Origin of the sequence: Caballeronia sordidicola (assembly GCF_000729995.1) — a bacterium.
GTDB lineage: Bacteria > Pseudomonadota > Gammaproteobacteria > Burkholderiales > Burkholderiaceae > Caballeronia > Caballeronia sordidicola_A.
Genome location: NZ_JNFG01000020.1, coordinates 427,585 through 445,609, shown reverse-complemented (window position 1 = coordinate 445,609; position 18,025 = coordinate 427,585). Strand labels below are relative to the sequence as shown.

At 59.0% G+C, this 18,025-nt stretch carries 13 protein-coding genes and 1 pseudogene; 8 read left to right on the top strand and 6 right to left on the bottom strand.

Translation table 11 applies throughout. The features are described 5' to 3' along the window. Positions 1 to 936: 936 nt before the first annotated feature. Positions 937 to 1,164, top strand: a pseudogene (locus tag FH08_RS0121300) (ectoine/hydroxyectoine ABC transporter ATP-binding protein EhuA); the annotation flags it as partial. 67 nt (positions 1,165 to 1,231) lie between these two features. Here FH08_RS0121300 and FH08_RS0121295 read toward each other — a convergent pair. Beyond that, entirely contained in the window at positions 1,232 to 2,005 is a 774-nt protein-coding gene (locus FH08_RS0121295) for a YkgJ family cysteine cluster protein (RefSeq protein WP_031360295.1), read from the bottom strand. Between the two features lie 440 nt (positions 2,006 to 2,445). Between FH08_RS0121295 and FH08_RS0121290 the strand changes: the two genes are divergently transcribed. Together FH08_RS0121290 and ald are read left to right on the top strand one after the other, a co-directional pair. Continuing rightward, entirely contained in the window at positions 2,446 to 3,246 is an 801-nt protein-coding gene (locus FH08_RS0121290; protein ID WP_051888407.1) for a hypothetical protein, read from the top strand. 546 nt (positions 3,247 to 3,792) lie between these two features. Further along, positions 3,793 to 4,908: an alanine dehydrogenase gene (gene ald / locus FH08_RS0121285; RefSeq protein WP_031360293.1), complete on the top strand. Its 1,116-nt coding sequence runs from the start codon at positions 3,793 to 3,795 to the stop codon at positions 4,906 to 4,908. A 256-nt stretch (positions 4,909 to 5,164) separates the two neighbouring features. Here the strand turns inward: ald and FH08_RS0121280 are convergent, their stop codons facing one another. Both FH08_RS0121280 and FH08_RS0121275 read right to left on the bottom strand, forming a co-directional pair. Beyond that, positions 5,165 to 5,767, bottom strand: a complete 603-nt coding sequence (locus tag FH08_RS0121280) for a GNAT family N-acetyltransferase (protein WP_031360292.1) — start codon at positions 5,765 to 5,767, stop codon at positions 5,165 to 5,167. An 87-nt stretch (positions 5,768 to 5,854) separates the two neighbouring features. Beyond that, the gene (locus FH08_RS0121275; protein WP_200878772.1) at positions 5,855 to 6,724 is read right to left on the bottom strand and encodes an alpha/beta hydrolase; all 870 of its coding nucleotides are present in this window, start codon (positions 6,722 to 6,724) and stop codon (positions 5,855 to 5,857) included. Between the two features lie 556 nt (positions 6,725 to 7,280). Between FH08_RS0121275 and FH08_RS0121270 the strand changes: the two genes are divergently transcribed. The 3 genes from FH08_RS0121270 to FH08_RS0121260 all read left to right on the top strand — a co-directional run bounded on the left by FH08_RS0121270 (position 7,281) and on the right by FH08_RS0121260 (position 10,003). After that, positions 7,281 to 8,375 carry a glycosyltransferase family 4 protein gene (locus tag FH08_RS0121270; protein WP_031360290.1) on the top strand — a complete coding sequence of 365 codons (1,095 nt, stop codon included), beginning with the start codon at positions 7,281 to 7,283 and terminating at the stop codon, positions 8,373 to 8,375. A gap of 41 nt (positions 8,376 to 8,416) precedes the next feature. Continuing rightward, positions 8,417 to 9,214 carry a polysaccharide deacetylase family protein gene (locus FH08_RS0121265; protein ID WP_031360289.1) on the top strand — a complete coding sequence of 266 codons (798 nt, stop codon included), beginning with the start codon at positions 8,417 to 8,419 and terminating at the stop codon, positions 9,212 to 9,214. Positions 9,215 to 9,370: 156 nt separating this feature from the next. Then, positions 9,371 to 10,003 (top strand): histidine phosphatase family protein, encoded by a 633-nt coding sequence (locus FH08_RS0121260; RefSeq protein ID WP_031360288.1) that lies wholly within the window; start codon positions 9,371 to 9,373, stop codon positions 10,001 to 10,003. A gap of 25 nt (positions 10,004 to 10,028) precedes the next feature. Here FH08_RS0121260 and FH08_RS0121255 read toward each other — a convergent pair whose 3' ends face one another. From FH08_RS0121255 to FH08_RS0121245, 3 genes are all read right to left on the bottom strand, one after another. Next, the gene (locus tag FH08_RS0121255) at positions 10,029 to 10,589 is read right to left on the bottom strand and encodes a DUF4337 domain-containing protein (protein WP_031360287.1); all 561 of its coding nucleotides are present in this window, start codon (positions 10,587 to 10,589) and stop codon (positions 10,029 to 10,031) included. 363 nt (positions 10,590 to 10,952) lie between these two features. After that, positions 10,953 to 13,187 carry a DUF6600 domain-containing protein gene (locus FH08_RS0121250; protein ID WP_051888406.1) on the bottom strand — a complete coding sequence of 745 codons (2,235 nt, stop codon included), beginning with the start codon at positions 13,185 to 13,187 and terminating at the stop codon, positions 10,953 to 10,955. A gap of 493 nt (positions 13,188 to 13,680) precedes the next feature. Further along, complete coding sequence (locus FH08_RS0121245) at positions 13,681 to 15,561, bottom strand: DUF3857 domain-containing transglutaminase family protein (RefSeq protein ID WP_031360285.1); 1,881 nt, start codon at positions 15,559 to 15,561, stop codon at positions 13,681 to 13,683. A gap of 495 nt (positions 15,562 to 16,056) precedes the next feature. On the opposite strand from FH08_RS0121245, the gene FH08_RS0121235 reads away from it, so the two are divergent. Beyond that, positions 16,057 to 17,226, top strand: a complete 1,170-nt coding sequence (locus FH08_RS0121235; RefSeq protein ID WP_152602877.1) for an alpha/beta hydrolase — start codon at positions 16,057 to 16,059, stop codon at positions 17,224 to 17,226. A gap of 146 nt (positions 17,227 to 17,372) precedes the next feature. Further along, on the top strand, positions 17,373 to 18,017 hold the full coding sequence (locus tag FH08_RS0121230) for an MAPEG family protein (protein WP_031360283.1): 645 nt from the start codon (positions 17,373 to 17,375) through the stop codon (positions 18,015 to 18,017). Positions 18,018 to 18,025 lie beyond the last annotated feature (8 nt).

Here is an 18,025-nt window from a genome sequence, read left to right as displayed (position 1 = left end):
CTGCGCAAACAACGTCGCCCGCTCATGGCCGCGCTCGCTCTCAGCTTCGCTGGACACGTTCCCTCGCCTTTAGCTGCTGACTAGTTACAAAGCGACAAAGAAACGAAGCAAAGAAAACGCTTTCAAAACGCGGGCTCGTAAGTTGACCTAGCGTGCAATTCCCACGTTTTTGGCACCCCAAAAGCACGGTGCTCGCCAGAACCACGGATGTGTGAAACCCTCTTTCTCCGAACACGGATACCCACACGCTTCGCCACCAGTGACTGAACCTGCCAAAGGTTCACCCCGCGCTATCCGCGGACAACCATCTACGAATTTGTACGCATGCCGAACTACGTCGCCAACCCGCCTTGAAACAAGGCCACCCGGATACACGAGGCCCTACCAACGAAAACAACCGCGTCAATCATGCCGACCAAGCAGCTAACCCGCGAAGAGCCGCGGCACCAAATGGACGTGAGCGGTGCGGGTTCCTTGGCAATAGTGCTTGCCCGAGAGCGTACGGGGCGAAGCGTGTGCGTGTAAGAATTCGCGAGAAGGAGGGTTTCACACATCGGTGGTTCTGGCGAGCACCGTGCTTTTGGGGTACCAAAAACGCGGAAACTGCACGCTAGGTCAACTTACGAGCCCTCGTTCTGAAAGCGTTTTCTTTGCTTCGTTTCTTTGTCGCTTTGGACAAAGAAATGACGCGCCGCCACGCGCAGTGGCTAACAGTGATAAAGAAAATAGCCAACTCAAGCAGACCACTAACGCTGAAAGCAGCAACCCGGCACTGACCCCGACCGCTAACGCAGGAACCTGACACCCCACCACCAACCCCACCCACAAACCTCAAAATCTAGCACCCCGTCCACCGGCGCGAGCGACCAACCCCATGTCTATTCCCAGTCCGGAACGCTGTCCGACATGCTCTTCACGACCTTCGTGACGATGTATCCCGAGTTATGGAGTGAAGTGCTGAACGTGATTCGGAGGCTGGGCCGCAAGCATGATCTCGCCATGCTGATCGTGACTCACCAGATGGGAGTTGCGAAAGAATCCGCGGACCGCGTGTGTTTCTTTTCGCAAGGCAAGATCATTGAGCAGGCGCCGAAGCAGTTCTTCGGAGCACCGCAACATGAGCGCACGCAGCAGTGCCTGCGTGCTGTCCGGGAGGCGACCTAGCGTGAGGTCGGCAAACCCACTGAGGCCGGCTCAATCCTGATCGATTGGCCGGAGGATCGATCGAGGATCACGCTGAGGCGGGAAAGAACCCGAGATAATCGAACGCAGGCGCGTCGGCTTTGACGTAATGGACGCCTGTTGCTCCGATGGACGTGAGCGTGTCCACCGTTTCGCGACGGTTCGACACGACCTTCCACTGCGGCACGTCCTCATCTGCGTCACGGTGCTCACGAGCACGTTTCAACGCCGCTATGGCGAGCTCGCCAGGCGGGGAGTGCACCACCAACCCCTCGTTGGCCAGCGCTGCCGCATCGATGTCCAGATCGGCGCATGCGCGCGCCTTCGCCGGGGCGTCGCTGACGTCTGCCGCACGCGATTGGGCAATCAACGCGAACGTCTCGGGATCGACCACGCGATGTGCGCTCATCAGAAGCGGCTTGTCCGAGCTCCACGCTTCCGGCGGACATTCCTTCTGCTCGGGCTTCAACTCGATGAACGGATTGATCTCCGCAGGATAGATCCGGCAGACAGTCGGGCGTTGCTCATACACGCCGCAACTCAGGTTCGCTTGCAGGTGCGGACACGCACCCTCGAACGATGCCGCCAGGACCACGACCACCCGCACGGGCAACTCGCCGCTGGCAGCGGCGAACGACCGGCGCCGCTTATGCTGCGCCTGCAGGTTGTCGGCAGGCGGCTCATCAGGCCAGGGCACGGCTTCACAGAGAAACTGGACCTCGCCGCCGCGCTCAAGCCATATGAGCGCTTCGTCGATGCTCAAAGGCAGCTTGAGGTCGTGGCAGCATTTGCCGCACATCGTGCATTCGAAATTGATATCCATCTGGTGACGCTTCTCCTCGAAAGGCATCTGTAATTGTCGTCAAGCGCTGTCGCGGTGCCGGAAGATAAAAGGGCGACCTGTATGTTACTTCGGCGACTTTAGACAACGGGTTACATGCCCCGGGTTCTCCTGCACGAATCTTCTGCGACCACGCAATGAATGATCGATTGTGTACCTTGGTCGATTGATGCGGGGCTTGTGCGATAAGCCAAGCTCCGCCCGGGCAAATTCTATTCTCTTTAGCGGCTCAGGAAATACTTCGGCACGGCGAGCGGGTCATGGCCGGCCGGATGACTTGGCATCTTGCGCGCCCAACATGCGAGATTGATCGCCTATCCACAAGAAACTATTCTCTTCAACCGCCTTTGTCTGTTGTTGATGTTCGAGGGTGCGAATTGGGAATTCATGTACGATCCGGTTTTAAATCCACCTGGCTTGCGATGCTCGCGCTAAAGCTGACGCTGGTCCCATTCTTTCTCCTGGTCGTTTCCATGTCGGGTAAATGGTGGGGGCCCACCATCGCAGGCTGGCTCGCCGGATTGCCCTTTGTTGCCGGGCCTATCCTGTTCCTGCTGGTCCTGGATCACGGACCGGTTTTCGGAGCGCATGCGGCTACCCTGTCCCTGTCCGCCGTACTCGCCTCCGAGGCATTCAACTTCGCTTATGCATGGACCTGCCGATCGCGGTCCTGGCCCCTCGCCCTGACGGCTGGACTGGCAAGCTGGCTCGTAGCAGCAATTGCGCTGGCTTCAATGCCGGCATCCCCGGCCTGGGCGATCGCGGCCGCGCTTATTGCCGTCGCGTTTGGACAGACGTTTCTTCCTCGCAGCAATGCCGTTGCGAGGGTTGCACCGCTTAGCAGCAACGACCTCATCGGACGCATGATTGCGGGCGCTGCGCTAACGGTCGCGGTCACCACGCTATCGTCTGCGCTTGGGCCCAAATGGAGCGGACTTCTTGCCGTGTTCCCGCTACTGGGGATCGTGCTTTCCGTCTCGTCTCATCGGGCGCACGGCCCTGACTTCGTCGTGTCGCTTTTGCGAGGCATGGTACTCGGCCGGTTCTCATTCGCCGCGTTCTGCCTCTGCCTTATCTTCACGCTTCCCAGACAATCGGCTTCCCTGGCATTCGTCGAAGCCGCCGTCCTGGCAATGGCCGTGCAATGGACCACCAAACGCCTCGCGCACGCACAGCACGCACGCGCGGGCGAGGTGCTGTCCGTGCCGGCGCCGCGAGAGTGATGCGGCATTAAATCTGTCCCAAGCCACCGTCGACTGCAATCTCGCCGCCCCGAATGTCCTGGAACAACGCATTAGGCTTAACGACCGCTTGGCGGGTATTCCAGACACTTCGCAGAGCCGGAATCCGCAAAAAAAACCAGTCATGCACGTCTTATCGTTAATGCGCTTGACTACGGGCGCATTTGCGAAGGCCCTCGGCCGTCTCATGGAAAACCCCGGCACTTTCATCGTCCTGGGACATCGGATTGCGATCACACTGTGCGGTATCTTGAATCAGCAGTGGCGCTCGTGTTGCCGCTGCCCATGATTCCGGAGGAAGGCAATGAGCTACGCACAGCCAACGGCAAAACATACAGCTCGACACACCCCAAAATAATCTGGCAGAGGGCACCGTCAGCCACCGTCAATGCGCGGCGGCGACCGCCCTGGCTTGCAGTAGTATCACCCTTGGCGGCTGCGGATTGCCTGGTATCCGCGTACAAGGGTTCGCTTGGGCGTCCACGGCCGCGGACGCCGGTACCGGACTTCCCTGGAGGAGAGTGCATCATGCTTATCGGTCTGCCGAAAGAAATCAAGAACCATGAATATCGGGTCGGGCTGACGCCCGCGGGCGTTCGCGAGCTGGTGTCTCACGGGCACGAAGTTGTCGTCCAGACCGCGGCGGGCGCGGAGATCGGTTTATCGGATGATGCCTACAAGGCTGCGGGCGCCGCTGTGGTCGACACAGCGCAGGAGGTCTTCACGCGTGCGGAGATGATCATCAAGGTAAAGGAGCCCCAACCTGCCGAATGCGCAATGCTGCGCGCGGGGCAAATTCTCTATACGTACCTGCATCTCGCGCCCGACCCGGAGCAGACACGAGCCCTGATCGACTCCAAGGCAGTCTGCATTGCTTACGAGACCATCACCGGCCCTGGGGGCGGCTTACCATTGCTCGCTCCCATGAGCGAAGTCGCCGGCCGCATGTCGATCCAGGCAGGCGCGGCGCATCTGGAGAAATCGAAGGGAGGGATGGCGTTGCTGCTCGGCGGTGTTCCCGGCGTGGCACCTGCACAAGTGGTGATCATTGGTGCAGGCGTGGTCGGTACCAACGCGTTGCAGATTGCAGTGGGCATGGGCGCCCGCGTGACGATAATCGATAAGAACCTCGAACGTCTGCGGGCACTGGACGTGATCTACGGCAACCGCGTCACCACGCTATGCTCGAACGTGCAGACAATCGAAGAGTCGGCGCACGCCGCCGACCTCCTGATCGGCGGCGTGCTTATCCCCGGTGCTGCCGCACCGAAGCTCGTGACCCGCGACATGATTTCGCATATGAAGCCGGGCGCTGTTGTTGTCGATGTCGCCATCGACCAGGGTGGTTGCTTCGAGACGTCCCGGCCCACGACCCATACCGATCCGACTTTCGTCGTAGACAATGTCGTGCATTACTGCGTGGCCAACATGCCGGGCGCGGTGGCGCGAACCTCGACGTTTGCGCTCACGAACGCGACGATCGGGCACGCGCTGGCAATCGCGGACAAGGGCTGGCGGCGCGCGTTGTCGGACGATCCACATCTGCGGGCCGGCTTGAACGTATGCGAGGGACACGTCACTTACAAGGCCGTTGCACGCGCCCTCGGTTATACCTACGTGCCCGCGGAGAGCTTGCTTACCTGAGCCTGAACTGAACCCAGAACCGGGTCCATAAAAGCCAATGCCTGGCGTTCAACCGCTAGACATTGGCTTTTTGCTGACGGGCTACGCAGTCCAGCGGCCCGTCAAGCGTGATTGCATCTTGCGTTACTGACCCGTGTATCCGACCGAAACCGTAGCCTTGGCCTTGGCAACCGTCGCATTGCTCGAGACGATGTATTGCGGGACTTCAGTAAGTGTTTCTGCACCGCATGAGCGCTGATATTTTGCCGGTTCGATTTTATTTCAAGCGCATCTTCTGCTGCAGTAACGCCTTTACCTCCGCCCACTCGGAATCAATGATGCTGAACCGCACCGAGTTGCGTTTGCGGCCGTCGGGCATGATGCGCTCGTGCCGGACAATGCCTTCCTGTTTCGCTCCAATGCGCAAGATCGCCGCCCGGGATTTTTCGTTCAGCTCGTCCGTCGTAAATTGGACGCGCACAGCGTTCATGGCTTCGAATGCGTGGGTCAAAAGAAGGTACTTTGCTTCAGTATTGACACCCGAGCGTTGCACCGAGGCACTCAGCCAGGAGTGGCCGATTTCGAGCTTTCTATTAACGCGATCGATCTTCCAGAACCGGGTGCTGCCCACCACTTGTCCGGTCTCTCGCTTGACGATAACAAACGGCATCACCGTTCCGGCCTGCTGACCTGCCAGCGCAGTGGCAATGTATTGCCCTGCCGTCTCGGGACCGGGAACGACCGTCACTTTCATGGTCCACAATTCACCATCGGACGCAGCGTGCACCAATGCCTCCTGATGCGATGACTGCAAAGGACGAAGCTCGATGGTGGGACCGGTCAGCGTGGGCTGGGTAGCATGCAAAGGGTCAGGAATCATGGCCGGCAATTTTGCTTTTATGGACCTCAATCATAAGTCAAACCCGGACAACAGATTCCGGTTTGGAGCAATCACGAAACCCCTTAATCAAGGCCGCTTTTGCGTCTTCTGCATCCAGTCCACAGTGCCATCGACTACCTTCTCTTCTATTCCATAGTAGCCATGCGGGGTCAGGGAGCCGCAATCATCCTGGGTACGCTGCGTGCCGCCGCTAACAGTCAGGACTGTTGTTGGGGCGTGGCGAATCGATTGCGCGATTGACTGCGCCATGGAGGGCGGCGCGACCTTGCATCGGTCATCCACGTTAGCGACAACAAGTGAAGGCACGCGGACATCGGCAGGATGTGCATCGAAAACTGTTTCGTGTGAGCCGCCGAGAATGGACACGGACTCGGTCAGGATCAAACCGGCAAGAGGAGTTCCACCGGCATGCGATGCGGCGTTCATGGCAGCAATGGATCCCTGGCTGGTGCCAAGCACCCATACAGGGACATTCGCTTGTCCATGTGCAAACTCAATGATCTTTTTCGTTACCTCTGCGTACGCGGCGCCACTTCGCTGCCCTCGCATGGACTGGTGATCCAGCGCATCGACCAGGACAACGCCATAACCCCGGTCACGCCAGAAATCGTCCGATCGAACGACAAAATTCTTCGCGTTCTTGACGTGGCCGCTCTTCTCGATGTCGATCTCGCCCGTGCCACCCGGGAACATCACGATGATGCCCTTTGTTTCGCGCGTGGCAGGGGCGTACAAAACACGCTGGAAACCTCCGCCTTGCAGAGGCAGGTCTTCTACAACGCCCTCACCCGCCGACGATACCTCCACAGCCCGAACACTGTCCGGCGAGGAATGATGCAGCGCTATTTCGCGTCCGAACGCGTGGGTGCCGGAAACGCAGCAAATGGCTGCAAGCAACATGCGCAATAGAGGGTGATGCGGCCAAGGTTGAAACATTCAACGCTCCTGTCAGGCAAAGACGCCCCAAGTGAATTTCCCCGGTGTGCCGACTTGAGCGGCCGGAAAAGCGCACAGAGTACAAAGCGTTGAACGGAATGTAAAATATATTCTATCGGCTGTTGCCATACGCAATACATATGCTTTCTCAGGCTAGGATTTCGCCTGATCAGCGGGCGTCTTATCCGTTTACCTTGTGTCCACCTCAGCGGCAACCCCTCTCGCAAACGCCAAGTTCTGTGAGCTGCATCCGGCTCTTTGTCTGGCCTGCTTCAGTAGCAAGATTCCGTTCCTAGTCCGAACGAATTCGCTCGCTGATTCCCCCGCATTCAAGAGGCTGATCGCTAACGATCAACACAAAAGAGACCATCCTTACGTCTCGCAAACGTTTGCATTTCTCCGGCTTTCAATCCGCTGAATGCACAGGCTGGGTAAGGTTTTGTAACCCCAACATCGATATCGTAAATTTTTAAAATTGAGTCGGTTTTTTACGGATTATTACGATATATTACGACCGCAACAGAATGTTTACGTACTGCCCGGGAGCAGCGAACAGATGAAAGCATTGCGCATACTACATAGCGAGTCGTCCGGGGGTTGGGGTGGCCAGGAACACAGGACGCTCAAGGAAATGATCGTATTGCGCTCCCGCGGTCACGCTGTGGAAGTCGTCTGCCCTGTCGATGCCCGCCTCGGAGTGCGCGCGAAGGAGGAAGGTTTCACCGTCCACCACGCGAGGATGAAAGGCGGTGCGGATGTCGCGTCCATGCTGACGATCAAGGCACTGCTGACACGCCGGAATTTCGATGTCCTTAACACGCATAGCGGCCACGACAGTATTGTTGCAGGCACTGCGGGACGGCTTACCGGTACGCCGCTCGTGGTTCGCACGCGCCACCTCGCGTTGCCCATCAGTTCGCTTGCCACCTACACGTGGATTCCACATCGCGTCATTGCAGTGAGCCGTCATGTGCGCGAGTACCTGATTTCAGCGGGTGTATCGAAGAGCCGCGTTGAAACCATCTACGACGGCATCGTCAAACCCCCGGCCCTTTCGCATTCCACGTTGCGCAGTGAACTCGGGCTCGGAGCAGACGCGATCATCGCCGGCATGGTTGCAATCGTGCGCGATAAAAAAGGCCACGAGGATCTGATCGATGCGGTGCGGCCCATGCTCGCGGAACGTCCGAACCTGCACGTTGTGATGGCCGGGGACGGGCCGTGGTTCGACAAGATCAAGGGTATCGTCGACGGTTTCGCGATTAGCGATCGTGTCCATCTGCTCGGCTTTCGCACGGACATTCCAAATGTGCTGCGGGGCTGCGACTTCTTCGTGCTGCCAACGCATCAGGAAGCATTGGGGCAGTCCTATATTGAGGCTATGGCAGCAGGGTTGCCGGTCATCGGTACGGATGTCGATGGCGTGCCGGAGCTGATCACGCACGGCGTGAACGGCCTGCTGGTGCCGCCGCACGACATTGAAGCGCTGCGAGCGGCCATCGCCCGCCTGATCGATAACCCGAGGCTGCGCGTGCAACTCGGCGTTGCAGGGCGCCTCCTGACCGATGCCAGCTTCACGGTCGACGGCATGGCTGACGAGACCATCGACTTCTACGAGCGCGGTATCAGCGAACGGCGGCTCAACGCGTGAGAGGGAAAGGGAAAGCGCAAGCGCATGCGGTGCCCGTGCTGATGTATCACCACATCAGTACATCACCGGGAATGATTACGGTCTCACCCGATCGCTTTGCGGCTCAGATGGCCTATCTCGCGCAAGCGGGTTACCGAACCGTTGGGGCAGCGCAGTTGAGCGCTTATCTGGCCGGCGGATCGTTGCCGGCGAAGTCGGTCGTGCTGACCTTCGATGACGGTTACCTCGACAACTGGGTGCACGCCCATCCTGTGCTGCAGCGGTATGGTTTTACTGCCCTGTGCTTCCTGGTTACGAGCTGGCCCGGCGACGGCGCGCCACGCGTTCACGCGCACTCCGGCGGGGAACTTCCCGAGCTGCTTGGTCATCGTGAAGGCGACCTGGCTATCGAGAAGGGCGAAGCTGATCGCGCCATTCTGCGATGGTCCGAGATCGATGCAATGCGTCGCGCGGGGACGTTCGAATTTCACAGCCACACGCACAGCCATGTACGCTGGGATAAGGTTGCGCGCAGCCGCGAAGAGAAATGTGCGGCGTTGAGGCACGACCTCCTCGCGGCGCGTGCGGCCCTCGAGACTCGCATGGGTGAAGCCTCTGACCACCTGTGCTGGCCTCAAGGCTTCTACGACGACGATTACCGGCAAGTCGCCCGAGAGACGGGTTTTAGACACTTCTACACGTGCGAGATGGGCCCCAACATTCGCGGGGCTAAAGAAGCCGACGAACGATCGATTTACCGGCTGGAGGTGCGGGACCGGCCGCCGTCTTGGCTTGCATCAAGGTTGTGGGTGCATAGCCGGCCGACCCTGAGCCGCGCTTATCTTGCGGTGAAGCGGTGATGGATTGATCCCTTGCTTCGTGCGACGGTTTGCTTCAAGTGAGTGACCACGCAATTTCGTACCATGTTTCTCCTTGAAGCACGTCCCTCATCGCTTGATGGCTGCAAGCCGGAAATTGCTAGAATCGCGGCTCACACGCAACGTGGCCGCCCCCTCATGAAAAATTACCGCTGCCCGCCGTCAGGCGTTTTATCGCTGGTGTTCGCTATCGCGGCGCTTGGGTCGGTACCGGCCTGCGCCGCTAGCGATCAAGTTGAAACGATAGTCATGGTTCGGCACGGTGAGAAACCCGCCGCCGGCCTCGGTCAGCTAAGTTGCGAGGGCCTGAATCGCGCGCTCGCGTTGCCTCGGGTCATCGAAAGCAAATACGGCAAGCCGGACTTCATTTTTGCGCCCGATCCAGCGAAGGAAAAGAACGATAGCGGCACCAAGTACGACTATGTCCGTCCGCTAGCAACGATCGAACCCACTGCAATCTATTTTGGTCTGCCGGTGAACGCATCGATTGGATTTTCCAGGACCGACGACTTGCATGCAGCTCTGCTGGCTCCCCAATACAAAAGCAGCCTGGTGGTAGTCGCTTGGGAACATAAGATTATAGAGGCGCTTGCCCGCAAGATTGTCAGCGATGCCGGCGGCGACGCGGCGAGCGTGCCCCATTGGGCGAGCGCGGATTACGACAGCATTTACGTCCTGCGTATTACGCAAAGCGCTGACAAGGTCAACGCGGCCTTTAGCGTTGAACATGAAGGCCTGAACCATCGCTCCGTGACGTGTCCGGGCACCTAGCCAAATAACTGTTCAGACATGCTGCTCAGATATTCAGGAACCCGAGAATCGACACGCCGATCCCTGCGATACCCGCCAGCCCGGCGACAACAAACAGCTTGCGACTGCCTGTGAGCGACGTAATTGCCGCAAGCGAAATGGCGACACCGATCAACGCGAGCGCCTGACCGAACATGTGTTGCGGATGTTCCTTGCGCTCGGATTGCAGGTTGGCTTCTTCCACCTGCTTTTCCATGTCGTGCGCCTTGGCCTGGATCTCTTTCTTTCGAACCTCGTATTTGGCGATCTGATCGCGGTAATACGCTTGCTTGTCCGGACCGGACAATTCAGCGGCAAGCTCCATCAAATGCCCCTTGCTGGATTGCGCCTGATACAGGTTCCATTGATCGCTGGTTTTGCTTTGCAGCAGTACAGCGTCGTTCTTGAACAGCAGGGCCTGCGTTTGCAAGACGCCTTCCTCATAGTGCAAGAGACCCGAGAGCGCAGCAAGAATGGCGGTAAATACAGCAACCCAGCGGGACAACGGATCGCCCGAATGCGCTGCATGTTCAACTGCGTGCTCGTGGGGGGCGCTTTCATTCGACATGGATCAGGTTTCCGCCGTTGAGACTGGTTATTTGTGTGGCAATGGGAGTTTAGTGCCGGGTCCCGCAAGGCAAGGACGCGTGTCCCGCCAAGGGAAGTCGTGGATTATCGCAGCGCCAGGCCGCGCGACAAAAATACGTTAGCGCCAGGGGCCAGAAACTAGGCTTATAGATTCGCGCCTGGTGTCATCTATGTATTTAGCGGCTAGCGCGCGGTCGGGATATCAACCAAAGGCGTGTCCGGGACCACGACGCGGGCCGCAATTGGCGCCCGCCCGGGCTCAACATGAATGCTGTGGCGAGCAGCCGGTCATGTTCGCTGAGGCGAACAAGACCGGCCGCCAAACCATCGGCCAATCACAAGCTCACTTCGGTTGCTCGTCGTGATGCTCACCACCCTTGGCCGCCGGCGGATGCGGTTCGGAATGCGCTTCGGGACGCGGATGCGGCTGCTCTTCCCGATGGGCTTCCTGCTGGACCGGCGGACGAGCAGGCTGCGGCCTTTCTGCATGAGATACCGGCGGCTCGACCGGAGGAGCATGCTGCACTTCATGCTCCTGCGGACGCGGTGCGGCTTCCGGCGCGGCATGCTGTTGCTGAGCGTTCGGCGCGTGCATGGCTTGCTCTTGCCGTGGCGCTTGCGGCTCATGCATGGCTTGCTCTTGCCGTGGCGCTTGCGGCGCGTGCATGGCTTGCTCTTGCTGTGGCGCCGGCGGCGCGTGCATGGCTTGCTCTTGACGTGGCGCTTGCGGCTCGTTCTGAACCGCACGCTGGACCTGAACCGCTGGCTCGTGATTTTCTACCGCCGGCCGTGGCGCTCCATTTTCAGCGGCTAAAGGCGCACGCTGCTGCACGGGTCCGGCGGGATGCGCAGCCTGCGTTGGCTGCGCTACTTCGCGCGGAGCATTCGCTTCGAGGTTCCTGGCCGGCGCGCCCTGCGCTCCGACAGGACGTGCCTGCTCCCGGTTCACCAGACGATAACCTTGCGGCGAGGGCGCCGCAGACCCACCCCGGTTCAACGGACGCGTGAAGCTTGCGGGTACGGTAGTGCGCACGATCGGCTCGCCCGCGCCCGCGACGCGCCCGCCACTGCTGGCGAAGTGTTGTGCAAGCGTGTCACGGTACGCCGCAGGAACAACCGGTGCGCGGGTAGCAACGACTTGACGTTGCATAGCCATTGCGGGCGCGCCTGCAGAAGCGGTGCGCAAACCGCCCGTGAAGCTTCCTCGTACCGGTGCGATACCGGGTGTACCCGCCCCGATCTGCGCGCCGCCAATTTGTTGCGGCGTCAGCCTGCGCGATGCCTGCGCTACCTGCTGACCATGCACGAACGTGTCGGCCGGCACGGCTGTAATAGCACCCGGCACGCGCTGGTTGATATAGGTATTGTGAACGTTCGTGATGTTGTTGACGATGGTCGTGTTGTGCACATTCGTGATGTTCACGTTGTTGACTCGGTTGTAATAGCTCGGGCTATAACCCGCGCCCGGGTGCCACGGTTCGTGCGGGCCCAACGCAAACCAGGCAACTCCCACGCCCACGGCGCCGCCAACAGCCAGGTCGACGCCCCAGTGCGAACCGCCTCCGCCTCCTCCGCCAACAAACGCCACCAGCGCCGGCGCATACACCGGCTGCGCGACGACCACCGGTCCCGGCACCCACGCCCACGCATTGCCCAGATACGCCCAGCGGCCGTAGTGGAACGGCGCGAAGCCCCAGGGAGCGTCGTCTATCCAGGTCCAGCCCCACGGCGCAATCCACGTCCAATGGCCTTGGTGATACGGCGCCCATTGCGCAGTTGCCGCAACGGTCGGAACCCACACTTCGCCGTAATTCGGATCGCTGCGCCACGTGCCGTTCGCATCCAGGTCTTCGTAACCGGGAATCTCTCGCGATACATATCGTGCGGAGGCCGAACCATCTTCCAAACGATCACGGCTGATGACCCATTGATCGAACGCGTCCGGACCGGGCGCCGGTCCGCCTGCCTGTTGCTGGAGATTCACGCCAATGAAGGTGACCTGCTGGCCCGCGGTCATCTGAAATACACCACCGTCGCCATAAAGATTAGCAGTGCCGCTACGCAGCGTCACGGTGGTCGAGTTACCGTCGGGCGCGACGTCTACCCGAAATTCGCCCGGACTCGACGCCTGCATCGCGACATTCGGCGTGTCTATTTCAACAGTCTGTCCAGGGGGCAATGCTCTCACGCGCGTGGAGAGCGTGCCTTGCGTGACCTTCAACTGCAAGTTCTTGTCGTCTATATCGACAATGCTCAAGGCCGTCTGCTGACTTAGCCGCAGCGCAGTCGAACCAGCATGCAGTTCGCCTCGCGCACCGCTGTCTACCCACAACTGATCGCCGGTGGTAAGCGGACGATTCAATTCGGCGTAAGACCAGTCGGTTGCACCGGCGGGTTCCAGGGTCACGCTGCCGTCGAAGTAGTTAAGACGGGCGACACGGCCCGGCGGATCAATTGCAGATGCCGCCGATGCTGTGGGGGACGGAACGGATTGAGCCCATCCTGGCATGGGGACCACCGCTAACAATGCAATGGCAGAAAGTACAGCAGCATGGGTGCGGCGCAAGCTTACTTTCATGGGTGCAAAACCTCCGGTAGTTTTCAGTTTGTCAGGTTAGCATCGACCTAAGACACGCACTGTCTAACGCAGGTTTGGTACCCGTGGATGACACACTTCACATTACATACATTCCGTTGCAAACGATGCATGACATTTACAAAGAATGCATAGCGAACTTAAGACTCCAAGGCTGTTGATCCCAAATAAGCTGGATTGCTAAGTCGCTTTATTAATATTTGTAAGGACAGCATGCGCAATAGGTCGATCGCCGGCCTAATGCTTTCCTAGCGTTAGGCCTTTTATGCAAAAGCTCGTTGAGTATTTTACGTTTTGAGATCCTTGCGAATATTTCGGCCAAGTTGAATTGAAAGGTTTGCAGGCGCACTTATTGACTGGCGCGCATCTTTAGTCGGCTTGTTTAGACACGCGCCTTTGTAACTCGACGAGTCAGAAAAACCACTACCGCAGATGCATAACTACGCCACCTGATGCGGGTGGCGAGCGTTTGCGTCTATTTGTACAGCACCTGTCGCTTCAGGTCCTTGGAAATAGCGCTCGCAATACCGGCCCACTCCGCCAGCTTGGCGCCGCTGCAAACGTTGCTTGTCAGCCGGCGTTCCAGCACCCGGTCAATTTCCACCGTGTTGTCGTGCTGCCGGTAACTCGAGTGGTACGAAATCTCGCCGCTATCCATGGATATACCCGATGGAATCGCGAGGATTTTGGCTTTGTCGGGAATCTCCACGACGTAGTGCTCTCTCAGCCCCGTCCCGCTGCAGGTGCCGTCCAGCGGACTGTTCATCTGCCGAAGCACAGTCTCGGCAAAGCCCTGGATAGAGTCGAAGCTCGGCATGCGCGGCACTGAGAATGCCGCTGGCCCGGGCATGATCGCGAGCTGGTCAAGCTTGCCACTCAATGACAACGTGAACGGTACCTCGAGCTCGTCCGGATCGGCCGGCGTCACATGCAACGCACCCGTCAATCCGACGCGCCTCAGCATGTCGTATTCGATCCGCGTCCGCGGCTGTTGCGAGAAAGTACGGCGCACACCAATGCTCACCTGCCCGCTCAGTTTAGCGTGGGCCGTGACGTAGGCATCGCCGTCATCGTCGATATTCAACGCGTAGTCGACCGAAGAACGGCTATTCGTCTCGTTCTGCGGCGGCGTGTGGAGGATGACTCCGTTGGCGGTATCGAGTGCGGGCTTGTCGCTCGTGTCGAACGTCAGCGTTCCGAACGGCGCGAAGCCTGCGGTTGTATCGGCGAACACCTTGAACTCGGGCAGCCAGGTAATAGCGTGGCTGAACACTGCAAAATCGGGCGCATTCGGCAAGCGATACCCATTGCCGGAATTGACAAGCACGCTGTGGCTTTCAATGTGCTTCGCCTTGAGCAGCGCGGCGAACAACGTGACGTGGTCCTTGCAGTCGCCATAGCGCCCGCTCAGGACAACGTCGGCGCTGCGCGGCACAACCGGGCCGGCGCCAATGTATACGCCGACATAACGAACGTTACGGCTCACCCAGTCGTACAGGCGCGCCGCCTGTTCACGCCGGTCGATCACACCTTCCGTGAGGCTGTCGGCGAGTGTCTGAACTGCCGCCGACGGCACGTCTTGCTCGCCTGAACGCGCGTGATACGCCTGCCCTATTTCGGCGTAGTCGCGGAAGTTCGTGGCGAGGAAATACGGGCCGATGTCGGTCCAGGTCAGCGCGTTGGCTTGCGGCGCGACAGGACCACTGCCCGGTGTGTGATAGCGGTATATGCGCACATGCCGGCCACCTTGCACCGTGTCTTGCTGCGCTTGCATGCCCGGCGCATCAATATTCACGAGCATGTCGGCGGGCGTGTCGAGCGTGACGCTGACATCACGGAAATCGCTGGTCGGCGGATACGCCTCGAGGTCCGTGAATTTGCCGGGGTAGAGTGTGTCGAGGTCGGTTACGGTGTAGGACAGCAACACCGTGTCGCCCTTGGTGACCGCCGGGAAAGCGACAATGCGCAGATGCGCCGCGCTGAATTGAGGTGCAGTGATCGTGACCGGCGCCGCTCGGTCGAACACCGCGCTTTTCAAGTCGGCGACCACATGCGTTCCGTCCGCGTGGATTGTCTCGGCCGCGTCGACCGACACCGACTGAAGCTCTGCGTTGTAATCAATCGGAAATTGCGAAAAGTTCTGTAGAGCGATGTCGCTCGACAGGTTGATCTTCAGTGTCGTGTGCGTGGTCGCACGACCCGCCTCATCGACTGTCACTACCCGCTGTACCTGAGTGACTTCAACGTCAGCAGCGTGACATGGCGCGAGCCACGGCGAAAGCAGTGTCAGTGAAACGAAGAACTGCGCTATCCACTTCGATTGCAATGCAGCGTTGCGGCAATGTTTTATTGTCATGGGATCGATGATTTTTAATGAAAGTTATTCGTCGCCGTGATGGGATTGCAATATTACGGAGAGGCCATAAGGGCTTGCTCGTGAGTGTGGAGGAATCATCGCGGAGTCACTGTTCGCGCTGGAACCGCGTCATGCCGCCGCCCGGTCCATTGCCCGACTGCCACTGCGCAACAAGACGGTCGACCAAGGCTTCCGCCTGCGTCCAATCCATACAGAAGGCTCCGTTCTCTCGTTATTTTTATGCCGTCCTGCTCAAGCGAGGCTCGGATCTTACGAACGTCTCTTACAGCGACGGATTTCTCGATCCTTTTACGTTTAATGCGACGTGCTTGCCAAGATGTTCTTGCAAACGGGCAAGCGGATTGAAGCGCCGCCCCCTTTCAACCCTTTCAATTGCACGCATGATTGCTCATTCTAATATCTGCATGCTGGGGACTCAGTATGCATCGGCTCAATCTATGATGTGCAAGCTTTGTTTAACGCTCAGGGAACTGCATGAGACTAGCGATTCTATTCACCTTGCTATGCAGCGTCGCATTCGGCCTGACGATCCCCCACAACGTTAGTGCTCAAGCCATAAACGCGCCCGCGAAAAACTCCGCGCTTATTCCTGACATGCAAAGCCCAGCCGAACACCTCGGATCAACAATACCGACTGCCTACGATCCAGACAGCAAGACGGGTCCAGGCAAGCCTGTCCGAGCTACGCCCGACCAGCAGTTCGATATTGAAACAACATCCGGCAAGGGCACCATTCCGGTGTACTCAACCATTCCGCTGAACGCCAACGCTGCGGGTACGGAGCGAGTTGTCATCATCGTGCATGGGGAAAGCCGCAACGCGAAATCAAACTGGTCCTCAACCGTTGAGGCAGCGAGGATGGCGGCCGTGACCGGAACAACCTTGATCGTCGGCCCTCAGTTCCTGGTCCCGCAAGACATCGCTGCCCGAGGCTTGCCTGCCACCGTGTTGCGCTGGAAGATGCATGACTGGTCGCGTGGCTGGCCGGCGTTATCGCCCGTACCCGTCAGCGGATTCGAAATACTTGATCGTCTACTCGACCACTTTGCAGACCGTACGCGATACCCGGACTTGCGCACCGTTGTACTCGTGGGCCACTCGGCGGGCGCGCAACTCGTGCAACGATACGCAGCCGTTGGACACGGCGAGCAAGCGTTGACCGCGCTGGGAATACACACCCGTTATGTGGTGGTGGAACCCAGTAGTTTTCTTTATTTCGACAACCTCCGGCCATCCGCCTCAGGCGGCTTCAAAGCGGTCGATCCGGCTACCTGCCCTGGCGCCACGCAGTGGCGTTATGGCCTGGATAACGCGCCGCCTTATGCAAGCGGCCAATCCGCGCAAGCCATTGAGGCAGCATACGCCGGGCGCGATGTTGTCTACCTCGCAGGAACCGCAGACAACGACCCGAATCACAGTGAACTGGACCAGTCTTGCGCGGGTGAGCTGCAAGGGACCGACCGCCTTAGCCGCAGCGTTTCCTATATGAACTACATGCGCATGCGGCATCCAACGGATTTGCATCAAAGTCTTGTGCTCGTGCCGGGCGCGGATCACGATTCGAAACACGTTCTGGTGAATAGCTGCAGCTTACCGGTGCTCTTTTCCGACAGCCCCGAATTCCCGTGTGCATCCAATCCGTGACAGGCATCGCCAGCTCAATGAAGGCTTAGCGTTGAAACGCCCGCGTCCTGCGGGACTCGACATCGCTCACCGCGGGTTCCACCGCGTTGACGGGCCGTCAAAAGCCCTTATGCTCACTTCAGCGGCCCGGCCTCAGGGAGACAACCATGAAGAAAGCCCTTGAATCTGAAGGTGCCGGCGTTATTCGCCGGCACCAATCAACCCTGATCGCGGAAATCGCAATCGCGTTCCCTGTCACCATTGCTTTGTGGCTTGGCGTTTACTACTTCCTGCCGCCGCTTGGCGGCATGGCGGAGCCGCTCGCCCGGCTCGTGTTTGCTCTCAAGTGCTGCAGCATCGCAATCCTCCTCTGCTTCCTCACGGGCATTGAAGCGGTTGCGCATGAACGCTTGCGCTCGCCGGCAATCGATCCACTGTCGGGTTATGAAACGCGTCGCCTGACGATCAACCTGCGCTATCTACAAAACACACTCGAGCAACTGGTCCTGTTTGTCCCCGGACTTTTCGCGCTGGCTTTCTACTGCGACGACGGACACTCGATGCGCGCGGTTGTCGCAACCACCGTGGTCTGGATCGCCACACGTTTCGCTTTCTGGATTGGATATCACTATGGGTCACAGCATCGCGCAATAGGAGCTCCCGGCATGATGCAGAGCATGCTGGTCCTCCTTTATGTTTGTGCGAGGATTGGCTATGAGATTGCGGGACCAGCAGGCGCTATCGCTCCTTTGATCATTTTTGGCTGCCTGGAAGCTGTTCTCGTGCGAGCAACAAAACCACTTAGTGCTTGAAGAAGTGC

Excerpts from the sequence above, each read along its gene's own strand:
- FH08_RS0121295 (WP_031360295.1), bottom strand. The coding sequence starts at position 2,005 with ATGGATATCAATTTCGAATGCACGATGTGCGGCAAATGCTGCCACGAC.
- FH08_RS0121290 (WP_051888407.1), top strand. The coding sequence starts at position 2,446 with ATGCTCGCGCTAAAGCTGACGCTGGTCCCATTCTTTCTCCTGGTCGTT.
- ald (WP_031360293.1), top strand. The coding sequence starts at position 3,793 with ATGCTTATCGGTCTGCCGAAAGAAATCAAGAACCATGAATATCGGGTC.
- FH08_RS0121280 (WP_031360292.1), bottom strand. The coding sequence starts at position 5,767 with ATGATTCCTGACCCTTTGCATGCTACCCAGCCCACGCTGACCGGTCCC.
- FH08_RS0121275 (WP_200878772.1), bottom strand. The coding sequence starts at position 6,724 with ATGTTTCAACCTTGGCCGCATCACCCTCTATTGCGCATGTTGCTTGCA.
- FH08_RS0121270 (WP_031360290.1), top strand. The coding sequence starts at position 7,281 with ATGAAAGCATTGCGCATACTACATAGCGAGTCGTCCGGGGGTTGGGGT.
- FH08_RS0121265 (WP_031360289.1), top strand. The coding sequence starts at position 8,417 with ATGTATCACCACATCAGTACATCACCGGGAATGATTACGGTCTCACCC.
- FH08_RS0121260 (WP_031360288.1), top strand. The coding sequence starts at position 9,371 with ATGAAAAATTACCGCTGCCCGCCGTCAGGCGTTTTATCGCTGGTGTTC.
- FH08_RS0121255 (WP_031360287.1), bottom strand. The coding sequence starts at position 10,589 with ATGTCGAATGAAAGCGCCCCCCACGAGCACGCAGTTGAACATGCAGCG.
- FH08_RS0121250 (WP_051888406.1), bottom strand. The coding sequence starts at position 13,187 with ATGAAAGTAAGCTTGCGCCGCACCCATGCTGCTGTACTTTCTGCCATT.
- FH08_RS0121245 (WP_031360285.1), bottom strand. The coding sequence starts at position 15,561 with ATGACAATAAAACATTGCCGCAACGCTGCATTGCAATCGAAGTGGATA.
- FH08_RS0121235 (WP_152602877.1), top strand. The coding sequence starts at position 16,057 with ATGAGACTAGCGATTCTATTCACCTTGCTATGCAGCGTCGCATTCGGC.
- FH08_RS0121230 (WP_031360283.1), top strand. The coding sequence starts at position 17,373 with ATGAAGAAAGCCCTTGAATCTGAAGGTGCCGGCGTTATTCGCCGGCAC.